This window comes from Dyella japonica (genome assembly GCF_040545895.1).
Classification (GTDB): domain Bacteria; phylum Pseudomonadota; class Gammaproteobacteria; order Xanthomonadales; family Rhodanobacteraceae; genus Dyella; species Dyella japonica_D.
This window is the reverse complement of record NZ_JBEPMU010000004.1, coordinates 140,924-164,692: the sequence shown is the minus strand read 5'-3', so window position 1 is coordinate 164,692 and position 23,769 is coordinate 140,924. Positions and strand designations below refer to the sequence as shown.

Sequence of the window (23,769 nt, the reverse complement as noted above, 5' to 3'; positions counted from 1 at the left end):
TTTGGTACGGGGAAGGTCATGTCGAGCAAGCCCAATTCACCCTCACGTCGCGACTTCCTGCGACAGTCGCTGGTGGCGGTACCTGCGGTCAGCCTGCTGGGAACATCCGCCATAGCGCAGACGCAAAGCGGCACGGCGGCCGCGCCGGCCGCAGCGAGTGGGGCGAGCTACACGCCGCGTTATTTCACGGCGCCCGAATGGGAATTCCTGCAGGCCGCCGTCGAGCGATTGATTCCACCCAACGATGACGGCCCGAGCGCCGTGGAAGCGGGCGTGCCGGAGTTCCTCGATCGACAGATGGACGCGGCCTACGGCCATGGTTCGCTGTGGTACATGCAGGGACCGTTCGTGCCCGACGCGCCAGCCACGCTTGGCTACCAGTTGCGCTACACGCCGCGCGAGTTCTATCGCAAGGGCATCGCCGCCATCGACGACTGGTGCAAGAAACAGCACAACAACGCCTTCGCGGCGCTGCCGCCGGACCAGCGCGACGCGATTCTTCACCAGCTGGAAAAAGGCGAGATCAAACTCGACGACGTGCCTGCCACCACGTTCTTCTCGCAACTGCTCACCAATACCAAGGAAGGCTACTTCGCCGACCCGATGTACGGAGGCAACAAACAGATGGCGGCTTGGAAAATGATCGGCTTTCCCGGCGCACGCGCCGATTTTGCCGACTGGGTCGAACAACCCGGCAAGGTCTATCCGTTCGGTCCGGTGTCCATCGAAGGGGCGAAGTCATGATCCGCATGAAACCGGTCGACGTGGTGATCGTCGGCTTCGGCTGGACCGGCGCCATCATGGGCATCGAGCTGGTCGACACGGGATTGAAGGTGCTGGCACTGGAACGCGGCGCGTATCGCGACACCTCGCCCGACTTCACCTATCCGCACAACGCCGACGAGCTGGCCTATGGCATTCGCGGCGAACTGTTCCAGCCGCTGGCGCGCGAGACGGTGACCATACGTCACAACCTCAACGAGACCGCGGTGCCGTATCGCCAATACGGTTCCTTCTTGCTCGGCAACAACGTGGGCGGCGCAGGCATCCACTGGAACGGCCAGCACTATCGTCCCTCGCCGGAAGACCTGGAATTCCACAGCCACATCAGTAAGCGCTACGGCGACAAGTTCATGCCGGCGGACATGCAGATCCAGGATTACGGCGTGACCTACGACGAACTGGAGCCGTTCCTCGAACAGTTCGAATACCTGTGCGGCACCTCGGGCACGGCGGGCAACCTCAACGGCGAGATCAAGGAAGGCGGCAATCCGTTCGAGGGTCCGCGCAAGAAGGCATATCCGAACCCTGCGGTGAAGAACAACTATGGCGCGCAGCTTTTCGCGGATGCGGCGCGTTCGAAGGGTTACAAGCCGTTCCCGCAACCGTCGTCCAACGCATCGCAGCCTTACACCAATCCGCACGGCGTGCGCCTGGGGCCGTGCAACCTGTGCGGCTATTGCGAGCGCTTCGGTTGCTTCATGTATTCCAAGGCATCGCCGCAGACCACGATTCTTCCGGTGTTGATGCGCAAGCCGAACTTCGAGCTGCGCACGCACAGCCACGTGACGAAGATCAATCTCGACTCCAGCGGCAAGCGTGCCACCGGCGTCACCTATATCGACGCGCAAGGCCAGCAGGTGGAGCAGCCGGCGGATCTGGTGATCGTCGCCGCGTTCCAGATGCACAACACGCGGTTGATGCTGCTCTCGGGCATCGGCAAGCCGTATGACCCCAACACCGGCAAGGGCGTGATCGGCAAGAACTACGCGTACCAGATGATGAGCAACGTCACCGTCTTCTACGACAAGGACGTGGCGATCAACCCGTTCATCGGCGCGGGTTCCGGCGGCAACGTCATCATTGACGAATTCAACTCCGACCACTTCGACCACGGCCCGCATGGTTTCGTGGGTGGCGGTTACATTCTGGGCGGACAGACGGGCGGGCGACCGATCCAGCAATTGCTGTTGCCGCCAGGCACGCCGGGCTGGGGCGAAAAGTGGAAGCGCGCGGCGAAGGACAGCTACCTGCACACCACCGGCGTGCAGACGCATGGCTCGGTGATGTCGTATCGCGACCGCTATCTCGATCTCGACCCGACATACAAGGACGCCTTCGGCCAGCCGCTGCTGCGCATCACCTTCGACTGGCACGACAACGAATACAAGATGACGCGCTTCCTCACCGATCGCGCGCAGGAAATCGCCGATGCGATGAAGCCGAAGCAGACCTCGCAGACGATACGCAAACCCGGCGACCACTACGACGTGCGGCAATACCAGACCACGCACACCACGGGCGGCGTGATCCAGGGTACGTCGCCGGAGACCAGTGCACTCAATCGCTTCCAGCAGAACTGGGATGTGCACAACGTGTTCGTCACCGGCGCGTCCGCCTTTCCGCAGAACCTGGGCTACAACCCGACCGGCCTCATCGGCGGCCTCACCTACATGTCCGTCAAGGCCATCCGTGAGACCTACCTCAAGAATCCAGGACCCCTGGTGCAGGCATGAACACGTACGCCAAGCCTCGTCGTCGCGGTGGCGGCCTGTTACGCGTCATCATCGTGTTGATCGTACTGCTGGTGATCGCGTGGATGGCAGCGATGCTGTTTCCGGGCGGCGGCGGCGATCCCGCCGCGAAGGCCGCGGAATCCACGCCCGATCAGCTCAAGCAGGGTGAATACCTCGCGCGTCTTGGCGATTGCGCCGCGTGCCACACGGCGCCCGGTGGCAAACCGTACGCCGGCGGGCTGGCGATTGCCTCGCCCATCGGCACCATCTACAGCACCAACATCACGCCCGATCCGGATACCGGCATCGGCAAATACACCTATGGGCAATTCGAGCGTGCGGTGCGCCGCGGCATCGATGCCGAAGGCCACACGCTCTACCCGGCCATGCCCTACCCGTCGTACGCGAAGGTCAGCGACCAGGACGTCCAGGCGCTGTACGCGTATTTCATGCACGGCGTGCAGCCGGTAAAACAGGACAACCATGCCGAAGGCATCGCATGGCCGCTTTCGATGCGTTGGCCGCTCACGTATTGGCGCTGGATGTTCGCGCCCAAGGTGACGCCGGTGCAGACGGCAGCGACGGGCGATCCGACCGTGGCGCGCGGGCAATATCTGGTGGAAGGCCTTGGCCACTGCGGCGCATGCCACACGCCACGCACCTTTACGCTGCGCGAAAAAGCCTTGGGCCCGAATGACGGCACGGCCTACCTGAGCGGCGGCGAGAGCGACAACTGGGTCGCCCCCAGCTTGCGCGGCGAACTGGCCAGCGGACTCGGCAGCGTGAGCGAAGATGACATCGCCACGCTGCTCAAGAGCGGACGCACCGAGCGCAGCGCCGTGTTCGGCGGCATGAGCGACGTGGTGGAACACAGCACGCAGTACATGAGCGATGCCGATCTCGCCGCCGTGGCGCACTTCCTCAAATCGTTGCCTGCCGCACACGAGGAACAGGCGGTGACGTACGACGAGGCGACACGCACCGCCCTCATGAGCGGCAACGTGGCAGTGGCTGGCGCGCAGCTCTATGTCGACAACTGCGCCACCTGCCATCGCACCGACGGCCACGGCTACGGTCAGGTGTTCCCGGCGCTGGCCGGCAACCCCGTACTCAACGGCCAGAATGCCGGCTCGGCGATCCGGCTGGTGCTACACGGCGGCACCATGCCGTCGGGCCGCGATGCACCCACGCAATTCAGCATGCCCGCGTTCCGCGAGCGTCTGAACAATCAGCAGATCGCCGAGGTACTCACCTTCGCGCGCTCCAGCTGGGGCAATCGCGGCAGCGCGGTGACCGCACAGGACGTTGCACATCTGCGCGACCTGCCACCGGCCGGCCAGCCGTTGATGACCGGTTACGATCCACGCGTGCGTGGTTCCGAAGGCCCGGGCCCCGATGCCGAGGATCAGGCCGGCACGCCGGTGACGCACAAGTAGTGCACATTGCGAGACCCCAGCGAGAGCCCGGTGTCGAACGCCGCTGCAATCGCCTGCTAATGGAGGCGATTGTTGCCGGAGCGCAGGCACGAAAACCGTACGCGCCAGGCTAATGACGTGAAAGAGACAAGGTGGGCCCAGCCTGTATCTGCGCCTGTGATTGTTCGCGCATGCGTTGTTGCTGGGCTTGTTGTTGATTGAACGTATCCGCCTGCTGCAGGCTCTGCTGCAATGGCGGCGAATTCTGAGTCATGTCAACACGGGCGAAGCCAGCGAGCCCAACGATGGTGGCTTGCTTGTTCTCAAGCGTGATGCTTTCGATCTGCCCGGCCTTGATGTTGCCCTGGTGGCAGGCCACGGTGAGCTGGGCAAGACGTTCTTCGCAGGCACTCTTCGGAAGCAGCGCTTTGAGTTCGCTATACAGCGCATGCTGGGGATGACTCGGATCGCTGAAGGGCCGCTGGCCCGACGCTTGGGGCGTATCGACGCGCGCGGCCAGCGACGGATTGGTTGACGCCTCGGCACGATGCATGTCGGGCGCTTGCCCGGCCCGTGTGGCCTGAACGGTGGCCAGATCGAGGGCGGCGGCGGGCTTTTGCAGTGCCGCCAGTTGGGCGTGCGCCTGCGCAAGGGCGAGTGTGCCAGGGTCGGGTTGGCCCGTCGCAGGCAAGCCGTGTTCATGCTGGAAGCCCGCTACGGCGGCCCGCGTCGCGTGATCGTAGGTGCCATGCGTCGGCAACGGCTGACCACGGTGATCGGTCAAGCCAAGCGCGTTGAGGTTTTCCTGCAAGGCCTGCACGCGATGGGGCTCGAGCGCCGACGGCGCGACTGGTATCCCGAACGCCTCATGACCATTCGTCGCCTGGTTCGAGCGGCGATCGACGGTGTCGAACCCGCGGGAGATCGCCTCTTGCGCGCCATGCAAGCTGTGCTGCACGGCATGTACGTTGTCGGCCAACTGCTCCTGCATATGATGCATGGCCTGCGGACTGCTGGCGCGCTGAATGCGTTGCTCGATCTGCTGAGAGCCCTCATGAGCGCGCTGACCAGCCGTTTCCAGAACGTTGTTCAGGCGATCGCCCGCCGCATCGAGCGCCTGCGAAACACCGCCACTCACGGCCTGGGCAAATCCGGCGACATCACGGGCAACATGTCCCAACTGATCTCCCGCGGCATGGGCAGTGATGCCCGCCTGGGCGCTGACGAGCGCGCCGAGTGCCAGGCCAGGCGACAAGGGTGCCGCACGTGCTGCTTCACGGGCCAACGCCTGGGTGACCTGGTCGAGGCCCTGTCCAGTCGTTTGTGCCGCGTGAGCCGCGGCATCGGCACCGCGGTGCAAGGCTTGCCCCAGGTCATGCGCGCCTGCGGCTGCGTTATGCAGGCTGGCCTGCGTGACCTCGCCTGCCGCGTGCAGGCGTTCGGAGGACTGCTCCAGGACGTGCGAGGTCAAGCCGATGGCGCTGACATGGGCGACACCTTGCACCGTTTGGTGATAAGTGGCTGCGGCTACGGCGTCAGCCACCTGGTTCTGCAACCGCTGAGCTTGCTCGGGATGCTGCTGATAGGACAGTACATCGTGCAGATCGAGGCGGGCTGCCATGACGTCGTGACGATAGTGCTCGATGGCACCTTGATACTGGCGATAGCGCGCTTCATTGGCCTCGGTCATCACCGTCTGGCCACCCGGGTCGGGAGAGAAGTTGTTGACGAAGTGCGCGGTGAGACTGGCGGCGAGGAGAGGGTTGGGCGGGTGCGCGGGGTTGGGGGCGTCGAGATAGCCGCCAAACTGCAGATTGGCGATGTCTTGTTCGGTGGCGTAGCCGACCACGCTGCCGTAGTGGCGGTTACCCGCGCTCACCACGTCGGTGGCGCGCACGTGATTGATGAAGCTTGGCGCGTTGGCGGGTTGGCCTTCAGGAATGGAGAAGCCCAGATCGATGGCGCCGTACGGATTCACGGCCATCCCACCCAGGCCATAACGGGCAGCCATCATTTGAGCGTGGGTGCCGCCAAGGGAGTGGCCGGTGACGGTGATGTGTTCGCTTAGGTTCCAGTCGGGGTGATTTTTCTTGACCAGATCAAACACCCGCCGTGTAAAGGCATCGGCGTCCGGTTCCTGGCGGTTGAACTGATCGCGGATCATGATGTAGTCGGTGCCGAGGTCCTTTACCGGCTGGTCCCACATCCTTGCCTTGGCGGCTTCGGTGCCACGGCAGGCGGTGACGACGTCGCCATCAGGAAGTTGTTGATACGCAATGCCTTGGAAACCACTGGGGTTGCTGGCCACAGCAAGCACTTTGTATTCGATGCCATTGATGATTGCCTTGCCACCGACACGATTGTCATCGCTGTAGCTATCTTTAGAGAAGCCGGCGTAATCGTCCTTGGTATGCGTTGAATATGCACTACTCATGCAAGCGCTCCTTCGCAGAGATAGTCATCGAGAAATAGTCGGCACGGTGGGAGGCGACCTCATCGGACATGTAGCCACCGCTAAAGCTCCAATGGTTCTCCTGGGACTCACGATCGTCGTACAACCGTTTTTGCGGATATGTAGTCAGCGTTCGCTGGGTAATGACCTCATCAAGCCCAAGCCCCGCGTCAAAACCACCACCCTGATTTCTAATTGAGACGTTTATGCTAGTGAATACCCAACGACACAGCCCTTTGAAGTAGTAAGTCTGATCGAGGGGAAGATCTAAGTAGATCGTGCCACTATAGGTGCCGTCACCACTCGGATAGAGAGGTACATCGTGGTGATATTTCGCCATGGCATATACACCACTGATTGGATCTTGCGGCGCACACTCTGACGGATTGGCAATCTCATAGCTGGCAAACGCCGTCACCGACTCAAACGGCCCCGGCGCATCCTCGATCTTGAGCGTGATCTCGTACTTCTGCTTTGGATGCGGATTGAGGGCTGGATGGTGGGGATCACCACATCCCGTCAGCGTGCTTGCAGTCAACGCCGCCGTCGCCGCCAAGTGGCCTAGTTTCATCGCGTCGTCCTCATGTCTTGTCCTTGTTTCGACGGGCAACACATCAGCCGTGGTTGGCTCGTGCGATCGATACAGCGCAGGCTTGCGCTTCTCCAGCACCGGCAACCCAACCTTGGGCAGAGGCCCGATCTCTTTGACTGTTCGCTCGTCGATGATCTTCAGATCACGCAACAACTGCAGATCGTGCAACGGATCGCGCCTGTCAGGCCGATGTACCGGGATGAGGGAGGTGGGCCGCGCACCTTCTTCGTCAATGACACGGCGCAGATCCGGATCGGGCTCGTCGTTGATGCCGTAGGTCAGTTCGCGACCGTATTTCAGCTCGAACTCGGTGGCCTTGAGGAACACACGCCAGCGACGCGCACTGATACGCACACGCTCGCACCCTTCCGGAACGGAGCTGCTTGGCTCCGGCAGGTCGGGCTCGGGCGGATACAGCTTGCCGATGCGGATATCGTCACGGATGCCCATGGATCTCCTTGATGGGGTACGCGTCGTTGGTGGCGCAACGGCGTCACGCACCCCGCCAATCTGGGTCAGACGGGCGTTGCGACGCCATCAGCGGATGCTTATGGCGGTGTCAGTTCGGGGTAGTGAAGAGCACCCAGCGAGCGTGGTCGCGCACACGCAGGCGCATACGCGCGACCCGCACGGTGCCCCTTCAGTGCTCGATGGCACCTTGATACTGGCGATAGCGCGCTTCATTGGCCTCGGTCATCACCGTCTGGCCACCCGGGTCGGGAGAGAAGTTGTTGACGAAGTGCGCGGTGAGACTGGCGGCGAGGAGAGGGTTGGGCGGGTGCGCGGGGTTGGGGGCGTCGAGATAGCCGCCAAACTGCAGATTGGCGATGTCTTGTTCGGTGGCGTAGCCGACCACGCTGCCGTAGTGGCGGTTACCCGCGCTCACCACGTCGGTGGCGCGCACGTGATTGATGAAGCTTGGCGCGTTGGCGGGTTGGCCTTCAGGAACCAGCGAGCCTATATCCACGGCACCATAAGCGTTATAGGCCATGCCGCCAAGACCGTAGCGGGCGGCCATCATCTGAGCGTGGGTGCCGCCGAGGGAGTGGCCGGTGACGGTGATGTGTTCGCTCAAGTTCCAATTGGGGTGCTTTTCTCTTACTAGATCAAACACGCGCCGCGTAAAAGCATCGGCGTCCGATTCCTGGCGGTTGAACTGATCGCGGACCATGACGTAATCGGTGCCGAGGTCCTTTACGGGCTGATCCCACAACTTCGGCTTGATTGCCTCGGTGCCGCGATAGCTGATGACGAGCTTGTTCTCATCCAAACTCCGATAGGCAATGCCTTGGAAACCACTAGGATCGTCGGCTTTGGCTAGCACGCGATAGTCAACGCCATTGATTGTCACCATTCCGCCTTCCTGCCGCCTGTCACTGTAGCCATCTTTGGCAAATGCGGAATAGTCATCTCGCGTGAACGGCAGCTCACAATCACTCATTGGCGCCCTCCTTAGCGGTAATTGTCATCGAGAAATAGTTTGCGCGATGGTCTTGAACCTCGTTAGTCATGTAAGTACCACCTGAATCTATGCCAGGAAAACGGGGGTAAAAATAATCCATCTTCAATGGATAGGTTGACTCCATTTTTTGTGCAATAACCTGATGAAGCACGAGCCCAGCACCGAATGTAACGCCCTGTCTTTTCGGAACGAAATTGACGCTGACAAACCTCCAATGACACTGACCTTTCAGGTAGTAGTTACCGTCAATCGGCAAATCCAGATAGATGATGCCCCGATAAGTATTGTCACCGATGGTTTGGATAACTATTTCGGTATCGAAGCCATCCGTGGTGTAAACGCCGTTGAAGGGATCTTGCGGCGCACACTCTGACGGATTGGCAATCTCATAGCTGGCAAACGCCGTCACCGACTCAAACGGCCCCGGCGCATCCTCGATCTTGAGCGTGATCTCGTACTTCTGCTTTGGATGCGGATTGAGGGCTGGATGGTGGGGATCACCACATCCCGTCAGCGTGCTTGCAGTCAACGCCGCCGTCGCCGCCAAGTGGCCTAGTTTCATCGCGTCGTCCTCCTGTCCCGCATTGGCATCCATGCCTTAGCCGACAACGCAGACGACACACGCACGATGAGCGCCATCAACAACAGGCCGCCAGGGGCTGCTCTTTTTCTGCGCACAACACATGCCTTTTCTGGAACGGACTTCGAGAGGCCTAGGCGCAAGACATGAGTTCTTCTTTCAGTTCGTGGCGCTGAGTGGAGTCAGGGTTTACCGAGTTCTTGATAAACGCTTTTCACGCGCAGGGTCACGCTCAACGCGCCGCCACGTCCTTCGCCTCCACGTTGCTGCCCGACCAGCCGCCGCCCAATGCGCGGAATGTGGCTACGGCGGCACGTGCATCGTCGGCGTGCACGCGTGCCAGCTGATCTCGTGACGATAGCAATTGGCGATCTTCGTCCAGCACTTCGATCAGGCTCACTGCACCGCCTTTGTAGGCATCCTGCGCGGCATCGCGCGCTTGCACGTGCGCCTGCACTTCCTGTGTGAGATCGCGGTGCTGCGTTTCCAGTTCGGCAAGCGAGACGATGGCGTTTTCCACGTCCTCCGTGGCGCGCAACATGGACTGGCGGTACAGCGCCAGCGCTTCGGCATTCGCGCCCTTGGCCTGCGCCACTTCCGCATCCACGCGACCGAAGTCGAACAGGCGCCAGTGCAGGCCAAGCACGGCCTGCGGCTGGAAGGCCTGTGACGAGAACAGCGAGCCGCTCTGCAGGGTTTCGAAACCGAGCAGTCCGCCGAGGGATACCTTCGGGTAGTACTCGGCCACGGCCACGCCGATGCGCGCGTTGGATGCGGCAAGCTTGCGCTCGGCGGCGATCACATCGGGGCGGCGACGCAGCAGCATGTCGGGGCCGCCGTCGGTGGCGATCACCGGCACGGTGAAGTTCTGCGGGCTGTCCTTGAGTTCGGCGGCATAGGTGCCTGGCGCTGCGCCCATCAACACGTCGAGGCGATTGAGCTGTTGCGCGAGCACGATGCGCAGCGGCGGCAAGGTGGCCTTGGCCTGTAGTACCAGGGCCTGCGCCTGCGCCACTTCACGCGAGGTGGCAAGGCCGCCGGCCAGGCGATCCTTCACCAGTTCCAGCAAGCGGGTTTCGGTGTCGATCTGCTCTTGCGCGAGGCGGATGCGCTCCTGCGCACCGCGCACCTGGAAATAGCTGTCCGCCGCTTCGGCGGCGACCGAAATGCGTACGCCATCCTGGTTTGCTTCCGCCGCCTGCGCTTCCGCGTCGGCCGCTTCGGCGCCGCGATGCAGCCCGCCGGCGATATCCAGTTCCCAGCTGGCGCCCGCGCCCAGCGTTTCGAGTGTCTGCGTGCGCGTGTACCCGGGAGACTGACTGGCGATTTCGCCCAGCGCGCCCTTGGTCGATTGATGTTGCTGCAGCACTTGCGCGTCGAGGCTGCCCTGCGGCGCCAGCTGCGCACCCGCTTCGCGCGCCGCGGCGCGGGCCTGGTCGACGCGTGCCATCGCAGCAGCGAGATCGAGGTTCTGCGTCATCACGCGACTGATGATGCGGGTGAGCTCCGGATCATCGAAACCTTGCCACCACGCATCGAGCGCGGGTGCGGCGCGCGTGGCGTTACGCGTTTCCAGCATGGTCTGGCTGGCATAGCTCGCGTTGGTCTTCACGTCGGGGCGCACGTAGTTCGGGCCGACCGTGCAACCGGCCAGGCCAATCAGCGCAGCGGCGACGGCGCCCATGCGAAGGGAGAAGCGACGCGACGATGACCGTGACGCGCCAGTGGACGAAATCGAGGTGTTCATCGTGATGTCTCGAAGAGAAAGAAGGTGATGAGAAATCTCAGTGCGCATCGGCGGAGGGCGCCGCCGGCGGCGCGACCTTGCGCATCAGCGGCACCATTGCCGTGGCGACGACAAAGCACAGGCCAATGGCCAGGAAGGCATCCGCGTACGACAAGGTCTGCGCTTCGCGATAGGTCAGCAGCCACAGCTGCCGCAGCGAACCGCCGGTGGCGTCATCGAGGTTCTGTCCGAGATCGGCGATGTGGCCGGTGGTCTGCGCCAGCCAGCCGTTCATCGCTTCGTTGCTGGCGTTGAGATGTTCGGACAACCGGTAGAAATGCAGATTGGTGCGGTCATTGAGGATGGTGGCGCAGACGGCGATGCCGATGGCGCCCCCCAGGTTGCGCATCAGGTTGAACAGGCCCGAGGCCAGCTTCAACCGCTGCGGCGCAAGGCCGCCCAGCGTGAGCGTGACCGCCGGCGGCACCGCCAGCTGTTGCGCCATGCCGCGCAACGCCTGCGGCAGCAGGAGTTCGTGCGCGCCCCAGTCGTGCGTGATGGGTGCGAAGTCCCACATCGACACGGCGAACACGGCCAGGCCCGCCATCATGATCCAGCGCAGGTCGTAGCGTTTGGCGAGAAAGGTGTACAGCGGGATGGTGAGGATCTGGAACACGCCGGTGGAAAACACCGCCTCGCCGATCTGCAGCGCGCTGTAGCCACGCACGCGGCCGAGGAACAGCGGCGTGAGATAGATGGTGGCGAACAGGCCAATGCCGGTGACAAAGGAGAAGAAGCAGCCCAACGCAAAATTGCGATCGCGCAAGGCGCGCAGGTCCACCACCGGATGATCGTAGGTAAGGCTGCGCGCAATGAAGCCTACGCCGGCGATGCCCGACAACCACGCATTGGCAAGGATCACCTGGTCGCTGAACCAGTTCCAGCGCGGGCCTTCTTCCAGCGTGTATTCCAGGCAGCCGAGAAACACCGCCAGCAACAGCATGCCGATGTAGTCGGCATGACGAATCAATGAGAGATCCGGCCGGTCGATGTTGACCAGCATCGGCACCGCGACGGCGACGAAGATGCCGGGCACGAGGTTGATGAAGAACAACCAGTGCCACGACGAGTGATCGGTGATCCAGCCACCCAGCGTGGGCCCGAGCGTGGGCGCCAGCGAGGCGATGGCGCCGATGGTGGCCGCCGCGATCACGCGCTGCTTGTTCTGGAAGAACACGAACGCCGTGGTGAACACCATCGGGATCATCGAGCCGCCCAGGAAACCCTGCAGCGCGCGGAACACGATCATGCTCTTGATGTCCCATGCCATGCCGCAGAGCATGCTGGTGACGGTGAAGCCGGCCGCCGAGGCGGCGAACAGCCAGCGCGTGGACATGACGCGCGAGAGCCAGCCCGACAGTGGAATAACTACGATCTCGGCGATGAGGTAGCTCGTCTGCACCCACGCCGTTTCATCCGCGCCGGCGGACAGGCCACCGCCGATGTCACGCAGCGAGGCCGACACGATCTGGATGTCCAGCAAGGCGATGAACATGCCCACGCACATGCTGGCGAAGGCAAACACTTTCTGCGCGATGCCGAGCGTGGCCGGATCCATGGGCCCGCTCAGCGGCGCGCTGGCGGCGGCAGCGTTCATGGCGAGGCGATCCGGCCGCGCGTATCCACTTCAGCCACCACGGAAAGGCCCGGACGCAGCACGCCCAGCGCGTCGTCCTTGCTGTCCAGCACCACGCGCACCGGCACGCGCTGCACGACCTTGGTGAAGTTGCCGGTGGCGTTCTCCGGCGGCAGCACGCTGAACTGCGCGCCGGTAGCGGGCGCCAGGCTGGCCAGGTGACCGTGGAACACGCGGCCCGGCATCACGTCCGCGCGAATTTCGACGGCCTGCCCCGCGCTCATGCGCGCGAGCTGGTCTTCCTTGAAGTTAGCGTCGACCCACAGGCCGTGCGACGGCACCACCGACAACAGCTGCGTGCCGGCGGCAGCATAAGCGCCGGTACGTGCACGACGATTGCCGACCACGCCGTCGACCGGCGCGCGCAGTTCGGTGTAACCCTCGTTGAGTCGCGCGATGTCCTGCTCGGCCTTGGCCTGTTGCAGGGCGGCGCGCGCCTGCTGCTTCTGCGATTCGATCACGTCGATCTGGCGCTGCGCGGCGATGAGTGCAGCCTGCGCCTTGTCCGAACCGGCGCGTGCGGTCTTGTAGGTGGCATCGGCGCGCTGCGCGCTTTCGATGGACACGGCCGAGCGGCTGGAAAGATCGCGGTAGCGTGTTTCATCATCGCGCGAACGCTGGGTTTCGGCGTCCGCCGCGACCACGCTGGCCTGCGCCTGGCGAATCACCGCTTCCTGCAGTTTTTCGGTGGCGTCGAGATTGGCGAGCAGCGCCTGCTGTGCGGCGACGGCACCATCGGCCTTGGCCAACGCGGCGCGGTAATCGCGGTCATCGATCTTCACCAGCAGATCGCCGGCGTGCACCACTTGGTTGTCGGTCACGGCCACCTGGGTGATGTAACCGGGCACCTTGGGGCCGATCACGGTGACATCGCCGCCGACGTAGGCGTCGTCGGTGTCTTCGATGAAGCGCCCGACGCTCCACCAGTGGCCACCATAGACGACACCGGCAACCACGGCGGCACCAATGGCAAGGCGTGCGAGTTGTTTCTTCCTGCTGCGTGGCTTGGATTCCGAGACGGCGGGACTGTCCGCGCGCTCGGCAACGGTGACGGCATTCATGAGTGAGACTCCGGAAGGTTGGGATCGGAAAGGGTCTGGCGGGCCTGTACCCGTGACATTCGGAAGGCGATGCGCGCACGCATGCGCTCGCTGGCTGCCGGGCCGGCGCGCACTTCGTGGCGCTCGCGCGTGATGGGTTCGCCGGTGTGGCGATCGACCAGCACCGGCTCAACGAGCTGGCCGGTCTGCCGGTCGACGAGTTCGATGGCCTGGCCTTCCGGAGCAAAGTGGCGGCTGCCCCACGCCATCATCGCCAACAGCACCGGGCGGAAATCGCGGCCGCGATCGGTCAGCACGTATTCGTGGCGCACCGGACGTTGGCTGTAGCGACGGCGTTCGAGCATGCCCGCTTCCACCAGCGTCGCCAGTCGGCGGCTGAGGATGTTGGGGGCGATGCCCAGGCTGGTCTGGAAATCGTCGAAGCGGGTCAGCCCGTAAAAGGCGTCGCGCAGGATCAGCATGCTCCACCACTCGCCGACGCGGTCCAGTCCGCGGGCGATGGGGCACTGCATGTTTTCGGAGGTGGTACGGCGCACGGGGCAGTCTCGCTACGTTACATGATAATCATCATATAAAGCGTAACTTGCGAAATGCAAGTGACTTTTTGTGAGGCTGGCGTGAAGAACGTGATCCGAAGAAAAGTGGTCGTCGTAGCCTTGAAAGACCGCCCGGCGTCCGTTATATGATGATTGTCATTTTAAATGATCCGTCGTTTCCCCTCTCCCTTACCGGACATTCGCTATGAAAATCCAAGGCTCTACCGTTCTCGTCACCGGCGCCAACCGCGGCCTCGGGCTCGCCTTTGCCAAGGCCCTGCTGGCCGCTGGCGCGCGCAAGGTTTATGCCGGTGCGCGCGATCCCTCCACCGTCAAACTGCCCGGCGTGGTGCCGGTGAAGCTGGACGTGAACAACCCGCAGGACGTCGCTGCCGCGGCTGCGCTGGCCTCCGACGTCGACATCGTGATCAACAACGCCGGCATCACCGGCGGCACACCGCTGCTCGATGCGAAGGATGGCGACAGCAACCTGCGCCGCATCATGGAAACCAACCTCTACGGCGTCTACAACGTGAGCGCCGCGTTTGCGCCGGTGCTGAAGAAGAACGGCGGCGGTGCGCTGGTGAACATGCTCTCTGCACTGAGCTGGATCAGCCTGGAAACGACCAGCGCGTATTCGGTCTCCAAGGCCGCCGCGTGGGCGCTCACCAACAGCCTTCGCAATGAATTGCGCGCGCAAGGCACGCAGGTGCTCGGCATCCATGCCGGCTACATCGACACCGACATGGTGAGCCACGTCGATGCACCCAAGACCAGCCCGGACGACATCGCCAAGCGCACCGTCGAAGCGCTGGAGCGCGGCGATTCCGAAGTGCTCGCCGACGACACCGCCAAGTACGTGAAGGCAGGCTTCAACGCCACGCCGGCGGCTTATCTGGGCGCCTGATCGGCAGCATCCGCCGCAGGCGAGCCGATCGCCTGCGGCGTTGTCGCAAGCCAGGCCCATCGGGACACCCGGAGGGCCGGCCATGCGGCGGCGAATGGCGAAAAAGTGGCGTTTCGCTGCAGCGCACTACTGGACGAAAAAGCCCGAGGGAGTCACGCTTACCGTCTCCCCAAGTGCAGGACCGTCCATGAGAACACCAGCCCGTGCCGCCCCGACCTTGCTTGCTGACCTCGGCGGCACCAACGTGCGTTTTGCACTGGCTGATACGGGCCGCGCCAACCCGTTGATGGACGACAGCGTGCGCCGCTACCGCGTCAAGGATCACGACTCGCTGGCCGAGGCCATGCGCCAGTACTTCAAGGACACGGGCTTTACTGCCTCGCGCGCCATCATCGCCGCCGCCGGCCGCGTGAGCGAAGGCGAGACGGTGAAGGTCACCAACAATCCGTGGCAGGTCGCGGCTCATGCGCTGCAGGCGGAGCTGGGCATGGAAGCGGTGCACCTGGTCAACGATTTCGCCGCGCAGGCGATGGCCGTGCCGCTGCACACGCACGACCAGCTCTCGTCGGTCGGTGCGCAACCGATCCCCGCGCTGGGCACGCGTGAATCACAGACCTTCGTGGTCGTGGGCCCCGGCACAGGCCTTGGCGTGGCAGGGCTGATGCGGCGCGAAGGTCGCTGGATGGTGCTGGAAACGGAAGGCGGCCACGCCGGCTTCGCGGCGCACACCACCGAAGACGTGGAAATCCTGCATCGCCTCAACGAGCGCTTTGGCCGCGTCTCCAACGAACGCATGATCTGCGGCAACGGCCTGGTGAACCTCTACCTCGCCCTGGCCGACATCGCCGGCCAGCCGCCGGAGGAATACACGCCCGAAGACATCACTGCCCGCGCGGAAGCGGGCAGCGATCCGCTGTGCGTGCGCACGGTGGAAACGCTGGCCGGCATCTTCGGCAGCGTGGCGGGCGATCTCGTGCTCAACCTGGGAGGCTGGGACGGCGTCTATCTCACCGGCGGCATGCTGCCCATCCTGCTGCCGTGGCTGAAGCATGGCGGTTTCCGCGAACGCTTCGAAGCCAAGGGCCGCTTCCGCGAAACCATGGAACAGGTGCCCACGGTGGCCATGATGCATCCGGACCCGGGCCTGCTCGGCGCCGCCGCGCTGGCCGTGCTCGACGCCGGCAAAACCCTGCTGCCGAACGGCTGACGCTTACGCGCCAGCCGTGGCGCGCTTGCTCAGCGGTATTCGCGCGTAACCATGTATTTGGTGCCGCCACTGCGTTCGGTGAAATAGTCGAGCATGGCGATGCCCGTCGCATACGGTGCCAACGTGGATTGCTCCGCATAGATCGACCGCGTGCGGCCCGTACCGCAGCTGCCCATGCCGGCATGCGAGCCCGGCAGCGGTTGCGCGGGATTGCATGCGGACTGCACCACGCTCCCCGTAAACGACAGTTGGCTTTCGGCGCTTTGCGCATATGCCGCGCCCGTGGATGCCAGCGCCACGACGATGAGTAGAAGTTTGCGATTCATGAGATGCCCCCTTGCGTGATGATCGGTGCGTCGCACGCGTCACCGGCCGGGGCAGAGCTCTTTGATAACGGCAGTGCGGCAGGGCAGCGCACTCCCCTGCCGCACCACGCGCCCCTCGCCCCCCGGCGGATGCACGTGTTCGACGGAATGATCCTAGGCCAAGCGCAACACGATTTCTGTCATCCACGAGGGGGCGCCTACAAAGCCACGTGTCCCACGTCACCAACGAAGCGATGCATGTGCCGGTGCTACGCTTGAACGCCCTCCCGTTGAGTGATGTCCCCATGCGCCGCGCCGATACTGCTTTCCTGTTCGATCTCGATGGCACGCTGGTCGACAGCGTCTACCAGCACGTGCTGGCCTGGAAGGAAGCGCTCGACCGCGAAGGCGTCGAGCTCTCGGTATGGCGCATCCATCGCAAGATCGGCATGAGCGGCGGCCTGTTCGCCAACATCCTGCTGCGCGAAACCGGCATCGAGATCACCGAGGAACGACTCGCGCGTCTGCGCACCTGGCATGCCGAGGCCTACAACCGCCAGGCGACGCAGGGCTCGGTGCGCCCGCTGCCCGGTGCGCGCGAACTGCTGGCCTTCCTGACCGACGCGGAGATTCCCTGGGCCATCGCCACCAGCGGCCGCATGACCACGGCCGCGCACAACCTCGAAGCGCTCGGCGTGGATCCTTCCAAGGTGCCGGTGGTGACGCGTGACCAGGTACGCCACGCCAAGCCCGATCCCGATCTCTTCATCACCGCGGCGCAGCGATTGGGCGTGGACATCCACTACAGCCTGGTCATCGGCGACAGCATCTGGGACATGCTTGCCGCGCAGCGCGCACGTTCGCTCGGCGTGGGTCTGCTGTCGGGTGGATACGGCCAGGAGGAACTGGAAGATGCCGGCGCATTCCGCGTCTACGAAGATCCGGCGGATTTGCTCAAGCACATCGACGAAGTCGTCGCGCGCAGCTGACCTTTTATGCCTGTGCGAGTGCACGCCACTCGCACCGCTTAACCCGCTTCTTGTGTTTGTCCTCAGGCGCGATTCATCGCCACGCCATCGCTTGCGCTAGTCTCGGAAGTGGATCCGCACACCGGAGGGCTCATGCGCCATTTCCTCGCCCTGCTTCCCCTCGCGCTGCTCGCCGCGTGCTCTCCCTCGTCGCCGCCGCCCGACCAGAAACCACCGCAGCCCAAGGCCACGGCGATAGCGCAGGACACGCCGGACAATGCCGAGCTGGGTTCGCCGCAATGGTACGAATGGGTCGACGACCGCCTGCACATCAGCGACGACGGCCACGGCCCCGACCGCGGTTCGTCGGAATGGAACAACGCCGTGCAGCACAAACTCGGCCAGGAAGCACCCCAATCACCCTTGGGTTCGCCGCAGTGGCAACAAGCGGTGGATGCGTTGTTGAGGACAAGGCCGGCGATGTGAATCGTAGCGTTCCCTCGCCATAACAGCGCTGGAACGCACATGCTCAAGCGATGCGAAGCGAGCCTCGCTTTAAGTCCTCTACGATTCGGGCGCGTTGCGCAAGGCTTCGGAGTATCCGCTGTGTAGCGGAGAAAGGTGTCCCGTCAAAACGCGACTCAAGCGTTCGGGCTTATCCCAACACGATGCTGCGAGCCTTGGCTCTAAAGGCCATTTTCTTTGGGTTACTTTTCTTTTGGGCCAGCAAAAGAAAGGTGACTCGAGCGGCGGCAGCCGTTCGAAACGCCCGCTGCGTAGGCGGCCCGGTCGCGGGAGCACGGCAACCGAAGGCCATCACTTCATTCGCGACAGTCGGAGATCGAAGTCACTGGATCCCGGCCTGCGCCGGGATGACGATCTAAAGAAGAAAGAAAACCAGCGATCAACCCGGCGCCAACAACGCATCCAGATCCGACTGATCAAAACTCAACTTCTCCCGCGTGCCACCACCCTCCAGCACCGCCTCCGCCAACTCCGCCTTGCGCGCCTTCAACTCCTCGATGCGCTCCTCCACCGTGCCGCCGGTGATCAGGCGGAACACGAACACCGGCTTGTCCTGACCGATGCGATGCGCGCGATCGGACGCCTGCGCCTCCGCGGCAGGATTCCACCACGGGTCGTAGTGGATGACCGTGTCGGCCGCGGTGAGGTTGAGGCCCACGCCGCCAGCCTTGAGCGACAGCAGGAACAGCGGTACTTCGCCTTCCTGGAATTGGCGAACGGGTTCGGCACGGTCGCGCGTTTCGCCGGTGAGCGTGACGTAGGGAATGCGATGGCGATCGAGTTCGTGCGCGATCAGCTTCAGCATTTCGGTGAACTGCGAGAACAGCAGCACTTTGCGGCCCTCGGCGAGCAGCGCGGGCAGCATGTCCATCAACAGTTCGAACTTCGCCGAATCGCGTACGCCGCGCGCCGCTTCCAGCTTCACCAGTCGCGGATCGCAGCACACCTGGCGCAGCTTGAGCAGCGCATCGAGCACCACGATGCCGCTGTGCGAGATGCCGCGCTGCGCGATCACCTCGCGCAGTTCTTCGGCCAGCGACAGGCGCAGGCTTTCGTACAGTTCGCGCTGCTTGCCTTCGAGCACCACGCGGCGCGTGATCTCCGTCTTGGGCGGCAACTCGCTCGCCACCTGCGACTTCGTGCGGCGCAGGATGAACGGCGCAAGGCGCCGGTTGAGGCGATCCTGGCATTCGGTGTCGCGATGGCGCTCGATCGGCACGCGGTAGTGACGACGGAACGCACCTTCGTCGCCGAGCAGGCCGGGCACGGCCAGGTCGACCTGCGACCACAGTTCGCCCAGGTGATTTTCCAGCGGCGTGCCGGTGAGGCAGATGCAACGCGGTGCGCGCAGGCTGAGCACGGCGCGGCGTGCCTGCGTGCGCGGATTCTTCACCTGCTGTGCTTCATCGAGCACGATCAGCGAGAACGGCTGCTTGCGCAGCGACACCACGTCGCGCGGCAGCAGCGCGTAGCTGGTGAGGATGAGATCGTGCGTGGCGATCTGCGAGAAGTCGCCACTGCGCTGCGGGCCATGCAGCGCCAGCACGCGCAGCGCGGGTGCAAAACGCGCCACTTCGGCGAGCCAGTTCGGAATGAGGCTGGTGGGTACGACCACCAGCGCCGGTTCGGTGAGCGCGCCGCTGTCCTTCAGCGAGAGCAAATGCGTGATGAGCTGCAGCGTCTTGCCCAGGCCCATGTCGTCGGCGAGCACGCCGCCCACGCCCGCTTCGGCCAGCGCGTTGAGCCAACGCAGGCCTTCACGCTGGTAGGGGCGCAGTTCGACGGTGAGGCCGTCGGGCACCACATCGCTGGCACGCTCCGCCGCGTCGCGCAGGCGCGCGGTGAAGCCACGCAACACATCGGGCGCGACGAGTTCGCCGCCGGTGGGCAGCGCTTCCACCAGTTCTTCCAGGCGGCCGGCCTGCACGCGCGGCAGATGGAGTTTCTTGCGCGGGCGTTCGAGGTATTCGGCCAGCGGCGCCAGCAGTCCGCGCAGCTCTTTCAGGCGCACGGGCACGCGGCGACGTTCGTCGACGGGTGCGTACCACACCGCGTCTTCCGGCTCGTTCGGCACCGGGCTGAGGTTCAACTGATGGTCGGCCAGCGCCTGCGCCACGGCGGGCAGCAGGTTGTGGCGCTTGCCTTCCACTTCGATGCCGATTTCCAGGTCGAAGGCGTGGTCGTCGGTGTCTTCCACCGCGTTGCCATACCAACGCACCGGGCCTTCGAGCACTTCGAACGGGAAGCTAGGTGCGTAGTCGAGCACGAAGCCTTCCGCTTCCAGCTTGGGACGCAGCGCCAGCCAGCGCGCCGGCGTGTTCACTTCCAGCGCACCCGCGTAGCCCTTGCCAGGGAACAGCCAGGCGTCTTCCGGCAGCGTGTCGGCGAGATCCCAGGGCAGGCCTTCGGTATCCACGCCGGGCGTGAGGCCGGCGCGTTCGAGTTGTTCCATCGCGGAGAGTTCTTCCGCGCGACGGCGCGTGATTTCGACCAGGTGTCCGTTGCGCACGCGCCGCACCAGCGGCTCGCCGCCGCGACCGGGCAGACGTTCGCCCGCGTAGTCGAACGCGAGGCGCGCATAGGCCAGCGGCGGCGTGCCGGCAGCAAGGCGTGCGTGGCGCGTGAGCGCGTGCAGCGTGAGCACCGGCTTGGGTGCGAGTTCTGCGCGACGCATTTCGCCCAGCACCTGCGGCAGCGGCAGGCGATGCGAAAGGCGGCTGCTCGGCAGCGCATCGCGCAGGATCTGGCTGTATTCGTGCTTCAGCGGCGGCAAGTCCAGCCACGCCGTTTCTTCCAGCGGCGCGTCCAGATGGCCCATCTCCGCGCGCTCGGCGTCGAGGTACCACAGGGCGTCGATGCGAAGCACGCGATGATTGGTCGGCATGCACGGCTGCAGGCGCTGGCTGCCATCGTTTTCCAGATGCCACTGCCAGTTGAGCTGGTGGCCCTTGCCGCGCGACAGGCGCAGGCCTGCCAGGCCGCCGAGGAAGCACGGCGTGGTGTCGAGGATTTCCGCCAGCAAGGCATCGCCCACGTGACCGGCGAGGCGTGCGTAACTGCGGCTCTTGCGCAGCGTCTGCGGCAGGCCGAGCACGGTGGCGGCGAGGCGTTGTTCGTGCGGCTGCAGTGGCTGTTGCGACAGGTGTTTGCTGTCCAGCGGCGCGGGGCGCACGTAGCGGCCCTGCTCGGCCATGGCGAGCAGCACGGGCGCCACATCCACGTGTGCGTAGAACACGCCTTCTTCGGGCACCACGTCGATGAAGAAGCCCAGTACCAGCGGCTCCGACGGCACGATCGGGGCGGGCAAGGCCAGCAGCTTCCGCCAGACGCCGGGCAGCGGTTCGCTGACGCCCTCGTCGCGTGGCGTGGTCAAGCGGTCGTGCCGTTTATCGTCCGGTGACTGCATGCGCATTCGGTCCAGGGCGACCAAAAGATTCAGCTTAGCAAGGGTCTAGCGTATGTGCGCGTCTCACGCTCCGGTTTTTTCAACCGGAGTTATCTCAGTCAGCAAAATGTTCAGCGTGACCGGCACACCGATAGCCCAAGTGCTTAGACCGCGGGCGTGAACAAGCCATGCGGATATTCAGGCTTCTGTTCGCGGCTCATCAGCATCTTGAGCCCTTCGGCCGGTGTCACCTCGCCATGAAGCACGGCGCGCACGCCGCTGCTGATGGGAAGATCCAGGCCATGCTTGGCGGCCAATCGCGCCACCTCGTCGGCGGTGAGCACGCTTTCCACCACCTGGCCGATCTCGCGCACGGCTTCATCGATGGCCTTGCCGCGACCCAGCGCGAGCCCAAGACGACGGTTGCGCGAAAGATCGCCGGTACAGGTGAGCACCAGATCGCCCAGGCCAGCCAGGCCCATCAGCGTTTCCGGACGCGCACCCAGCGCCATGCCCAGGCGGAGCATTTCGTTCATGCCGCGGGTGATGAGGCCGGCGCGGGCGTTCAGGCCCAGGTCCATGCCGTCGGCCACGCCGGTGGCCACCGCCAGCACGTTCTTCATCGCGCCGCCCAGTTCCGCGCCGAGCACGTCGCTGCCGGAATAGGCGCGGAAGTTGGGCGCGTGCAGGATCAGCGCCATGTCATGCGCGAAGGCGGCGTCATCCGAATGCACGGTGACGGCGCTGGGCATGCCCGAGGCCACTTCCTTGGCGAACGAGGGCCCGGTGACGACCGCTGCCGGACGGCCCGGGAAGCGCTCGGCCACCAGCTCGTGCAGGAAACGGCCGGTGCCAGGCTCGAAGCCCTTGGTGGCCCAGGCGATGCGGGCGCCGGGTTCCAGGTACGGCTCGATCTCCTCCAGCATGGAGGCGAAGGCGTGGCTCGGCACCACGATCAGCACCACCTGGGCGCCGCGCAGGGCGGCGGCCAGATCGGCTTCGTAGACCAGCTCTGCAGGCAGCTCGACGTCGGGCAGGTAACGCTGGTTGCAATGGGTTTGTTCCATTGCCTTCAGCGCGGAGGCATCGCGCCCCCACAGCCGGGTCGGCACCTGATTGCGGGCGGCCAGGGCGGCCAGGGCGGTGCCCCAGGAACCCGCACCCAGTACGGCCAGGGTCGGACGCTCAACCATGAGCAACGCCTTGGATCAGCTGTTGAGCATCGGTGCGGCGCTGCCGCCGAGGATGCGGCGCTGCTGTTCGGCGTACAGCGCATCGAAGTTGATCGGCTGCAGCAGGAACGGCGGGAAGCCGCCTTCCAGCACCAGCGACGACAGCATCTGGCGGGCGTACGGGAACAGCAGGTTCGGGCAGTAGCTGTTGAGGATGCCGGCCAGGTCTTCTTCCGAGAAACCGGCAATGCCGAACACGCCGGCCTGGTGCACTTCGGCCAGATAGGCGGTGCGGTCGTTCAGCGAGCAGGTCAGCGTGAGGCTGAGCACCACTTCGTACATGTCGTTGCCCATGTCGGCGGACTTCTGGCCCAGGTTCAGCTGAACTTGCGGCTGCATATCGGTTTCACCGACTTCCTGGAAGATCTGCGGGGCGTTGGGCGCCTCGTAGGACACGTCCTTGATGTAGATCTTCTGCAGTACCAGCTGGGGCTGGCCGGGCTGGCCGTTGGCGGAGACGTCTGCCATGGGGTATTCCTCGTAAGTGTTCGGTGCGTGAAAACGCAAAGGTCTTGATTGTTCCATACATCCCCGCGCCCTGCCATGCGCCAGGATCCTGAAATTGGCGAAAGATTGCGCACCACCCTGTTTTTCTGGGAGAATAGCCGGCTCGACCATGCCGACCCGACTTATCGGGCACGTCCGCCACGCGATGCGGGCCTCACGGCTGAAGCGAAAAGAACCATCTCCAGCATCGCGTGGCCTTGTGCCGCTGGGCCGATGCCGCCCTGGCTAACGGGTGGCAAACGCGCCCTTGGGCGCCTAACAGGAGGTCATCATGGCCCGTATTTGCCAAGTCACCGGAAAGGGTGTGCAGACTGGTAACAACGTCTCGCACGCAAACAACAAAACTCGCCGCCGCTGGTTGCCGAACCTGCATGAGCGCCGCTTCTGGGTCCCGAGCGAGAACCGCTGGGTGAAGCTGCGCGTTTCCAACCATGCCCTGCGCACCATCGACAAGAACGGCATCGAGTCCGTCCTCGCCGACCTGCGCGCCCGCGGCGAAAAGATCTGAGGATTGAGCCATGGCTAACAGCAAGCAAGACAAGATCCGCCTGATCTCTTCGGCCGGCACCGGCCACTTCTACACCACGCAGAAGAACAAGAAGAACACCCCGGAAAAGTTCGAGTTCAAGAAGTACGATCCGGTGGTTCGCAAGCATGTGATCTACAAGGAAGGCAAGATCAAGTAAGCCCTTTGGGT

Annotated in this window: 21 protein-coding genes; 9 read left to right on the top strand and 12 right to left on the bottom strand. The window is 64.0% G+C overall.

Annotated features, from left to right (window positions below):
* Positions 1 to 18 precede the first annotated feature (18 nt).
* The 3 genes from ABIC75_RS14025 to ABIC75_RS14015 are packed head-to-tail and all read left to right on the top strand — an operon-like array spanning position 19 to position 3,952.
* Positions 19 to 744 carry a gluconate 2-dehydrogenase subunit 3 family protein gene (locus tag ABIC75_RS14025; protein WP_354014495.1) on the top strand — a complete coding sequence of 242 codons (726 nt, stop codon included), beginning with the start codon at positions 19 to 21 and terminating at the stop codon, positions 742 to 744.
* Positions 741 to 2,516 (top strand): GMC family oxidoreductase, encoded by a 1,776-nt coding sequence (locus tag ABIC75_RS14020; RefSeq protein WP_354014494.1) that lies wholly within the window; start codon positions 741 to 743, stop codon positions 2,514 to 2,516. Before ABIC75_RS14025 ends, ABIC75_RS14020 begins: the two co-directional genes overlap by 4 nt.
* The gene (locus ABIC75_RS14015) at positions 2,513 to 3,952 is read left to right on the top strand and encodes a c-type cytochrome (protein WP_354014493.1); all 1,440 of its coding nucleotides are present in this window, start codon (positions 2,513 to 2,515) and stop codon (positions 3,950 to 3,952) included. Before ABIC75_RS14020 ends, ABIC75_RS14015 begins: the two co-directional genes overlap by 4 nt.
* Before the next feature lie 109 nt (positions 3,953 to 4,061).
* Here ABIC75_RS14015 and ABIC75_RS14010 read toward each other — a convergent pair whose 3' ends face one another.
* The 8 genes from ABIC75_RS14010 to ABIC75_RS13975 all read right to left on the bottom strand — a co-directional run bounded on the left by ABIC75_RS14010 (position 4,062) and on the right by ABIC75_RS13975 (position 14,036).
* The gene (locus ABIC75_RS14010; RefSeq protein ID WP_354014492.1) at positions 4,062 to 6,137 is read right to left on the bottom strand and encodes a peptidoglycan-binding protein; all 2,076 of its coding nucleotides are present in this window, start codon (positions 6,135 to 6,137) and stop codon (positions 4,062 to 4,064) included.
* 220 nt (positions 6,138 to 6,357) lie between these two features.
* The gene (locus ABIC75_RS14005; RefSeq protein WP_354014491.1) at positions 6,358 to 7,425 is read right to left on the bottom strand and encodes a hypothetical protein; all 1,068 of its coding nucleotides are present in this window, start codon (positions 7,423 to 7,425) and stop codon (positions 6,358 to 6,360) included.
* Positions 7,426 to 7,615: 190 nt separating this feature from the next.
* On the bottom strand, positions 7,616 to 8,416 hold the full coding sequence (locus ABIC75_RS14000) for a hypothetical protein (protein WP_354014490.1): 801 nt from the start codon (positions 8,414 to 8,416) through the stop codon (positions 7,616 to 7,618).
* Positions 8,409 to 9,032 carry a hypothetical protein gene (locus ABIC75_RS13995; RefSeq protein WP_354014489.1) on the bottom strand — a complete coding sequence of 208 codons (624 nt, stop codon included), beginning with the start codon at positions 9,030 to 9,032 and terminating at the stop codon, positions 8,409 to 8,411. Before ABIC75_RS13995 ends, ABIC75_RS14000 begins: the two co-directional genes overlap by 8 nt.
* Positions 9,033 to 9,249: 217 nt before the next feature.
* On the bottom strand, positions 9,250 to 10,764 hold the full coding sequence (locus ABIC75_RS13990; RefSeq protein ID WP_354014488.1) for an efflux transporter outer membrane subunit: 1,515 nt from the start codon (positions 10,762 to 10,764) through the stop codon (positions 9,250 to 9,252).
* A gap of 37 nt (positions 10,765 to 10,801) precedes the next feature.
* Positions 10,802 to 12,400 carry a DHA2 family efflux MFS transporter permease subunit gene (locus ABIC75_RS13985; RefSeq protein WP_354014487.1) on the bottom strand — a complete coding sequence of 533 codons (1,599 nt, stop codon included), beginning with the start codon at positions 12,398 to 12,400 and terminating at the stop codon, positions 10,802 to 10,804.
* Positions 12,397 to 13,500 carry an HlyD family secretion protein gene (locus tag ABIC75_RS13980; RefSeq protein ID WP_354014486.1) on the bottom strand — a complete coding sequence of 368 codons (1,104 nt, stop codon included), beginning with the start codon at positions 13,498 to 13,500 and terminating at the stop codon, positions 12,397 to 12,399. Before ABIC75_RS13980 ends, ABIC75_RS13985 begins: the two co-directional genes overlap by 4 nt.
* Positions 13,497 to 14,036, bottom strand: a complete 540-nt coding sequence (locus ABIC75_RS13975; protein ID WP_354014485.1) for a winged helix-turn-helix transcriptional regulator — start codon at positions 14,034 to 14,036, stop codon at positions 13,497 to 13,499. The genes ABIC75_RS13980 and ABIC75_RS13975 overlap by 4 nt, the downstream gene beginning before the upstream one ends.
* A gap of 205 nt (positions 14,037 to 14,241) precedes the next feature.
* Between ABIC75_RS13975 and ABIC75_RS13970 the strand changes: the two genes are divergently transcribed.
* Together ABIC75_RS13970 and glk are read left to right on the top strand one after the other, a co-directional pair.
* On the top strand, positions 14,242 to 14,943 hold the full coding sequence (locus ABIC75_RS13970) for an SDR family oxidoreductase (RefSeq protein WP_354014484.1): 702 nt from the start codon (positions 14,242 to 14,244) through the stop codon (positions 14,941 to 14,943).
* Between the two features lie 187 nt (positions 14,944 to 15,130).
* The gene (glk, locus tag ABIC75_RS13965) at positions 15,131 to 16,150 is read left to right on the top strand and encodes a glucokinase (RefSeq protein WP_354014483.1); all 1,020 of its coding nucleotides are present in this window, start codon (positions 15,131 to 15,133) and stop codon (positions 16,148 to 16,150) included.
* Between the two features lie 29 nt (positions 16,151 to 16,179).
* Here the strand turns inward: glk and ABIC75_RS13960 are convergent, their stop codons facing one another.
* The gene (locus tag ABIC75_RS13960; protein ID WP_354014482.1) at positions 16,180 to 16,476 is read right to left on the bottom strand and encodes a hypothetical protein; all 297 of its coding nucleotides are present in this window, start codon (positions 16,474 to 16,476) and stop codon (positions 16,180 to 16,182) included.
* Between the two features lie 284 nt (positions 16,477 to 16,760).
* Here ABIC75_RS13960 and ABIC75_RS13955 point away from each other — a divergent pair, with 284 nt between their 5' ends.
* Positions 16,761 to 17,444: an HAD family hydrolase gene (locus ABIC75_RS13955; RefSeq protein WP_354014481.1), complete on the top strand. Its 684-nt coding sequence runs from the start codon at positions 16,761 to 16,763 to the stop codon at positions 17,442 to 17,444.
* Positions 17,445 to 17,576: 132 nt separating this feature from the next.
* Positions 17,577 to 17,909, top strand: coding sequence for a hypothetical protein (locus ABIC75_RS13950; protein WP_354014480.1), 333 nt, complete (start codon positions 17,577 to 17,579; stop codon positions 17,907 to 17,909).
* 418 nt (positions 17,910 to 18,327) lie between these two features.
* Here ABIC75_RS13950 and ABIC75_RS13945 read toward each other — a convergent pair whose 3' ends face one another.
* The 3 genes from ABIC75_RS13945 to secB all read right to left on the bottom strand — a co-directional run bounded on the left by ABIC75_RS13945 (position 18,328) and on the right by secB (position 23,033).
* Positions 18,328 to 21,354: a DEAD/DEAH box helicase gene (locus ABIC75_RS13945; RefSeq protein WP_354014479.1), complete on the bottom strand. Its 3,027-nt coding sequence runs from the start codon at positions 21,352 to 21,354 to the stop codon at positions 18,328 to 18,330.
* Between the two features lie 143 nt (positions 21,355 to 21,497).
* Positions 21,498 to 22,526: an NAD(P)H-dependent glycerol-3-phosphate dehydrogenase gene (locus ABIC75_RS13940; protein WP_354014478.1), complete on the bottom strand. Its 1,029-nt coding sequence runs from the start codon at positions 22,524 to 22,526 to the stop codon at positions 21,498 to 21,500.
* A 15-nt stretch (positions 22,527 to 22,541) separates the two neighbouring features.
* Positions 22,542 to 23,033: a protein-export chaperone SecB gene (gene secB / locus ABIC75_RS13935; RefSeq protein WP_354014477.1), complete on the bottom strand. Its 492-nt coding sequence runs from the start codon at positions 23,031 to 23,033 to the stop codon at positions 22,542 to 22,544.
* A 310-nt stretch (positions 23,034 to 23,343) separates the two neighbouring features.
* Here secB and rpmB point away from each other — a divergent pair, with 310 nt between their 5' ends.
* The gene (gene rpmB, locus ABIC75_RS13930; RefSeq protein ID WP_109127083.1) at positions 23,344 to 23,580 is read left to right on the top strand and encodes a 50S ribosomal protein L28; all 237 of its coding nucleotides are present in this window, start codon (positions 23,344 to 23,346) and stop codon (positions 23,578 to 23,580) included.
* Between the two features lie 10 nt (positions 23,581 to 23,590).
* The gene (gene rpmG, locus ABIC75_RS13925) at positions 23,591 to 23,758 is read left to right on the top strand and encodes a 50S ribosomal protein L33 (RefSeq protein WP_008211962.1); all 168 of its coding nucleotides are present in this window, start codon (positions 23,591 to 23,593) and stop codon (positions 23,756 to 23,758) included.
* The last annotated feature ends 11 nt before the right edge of the window (positions 23,759 to 23,769 follow it).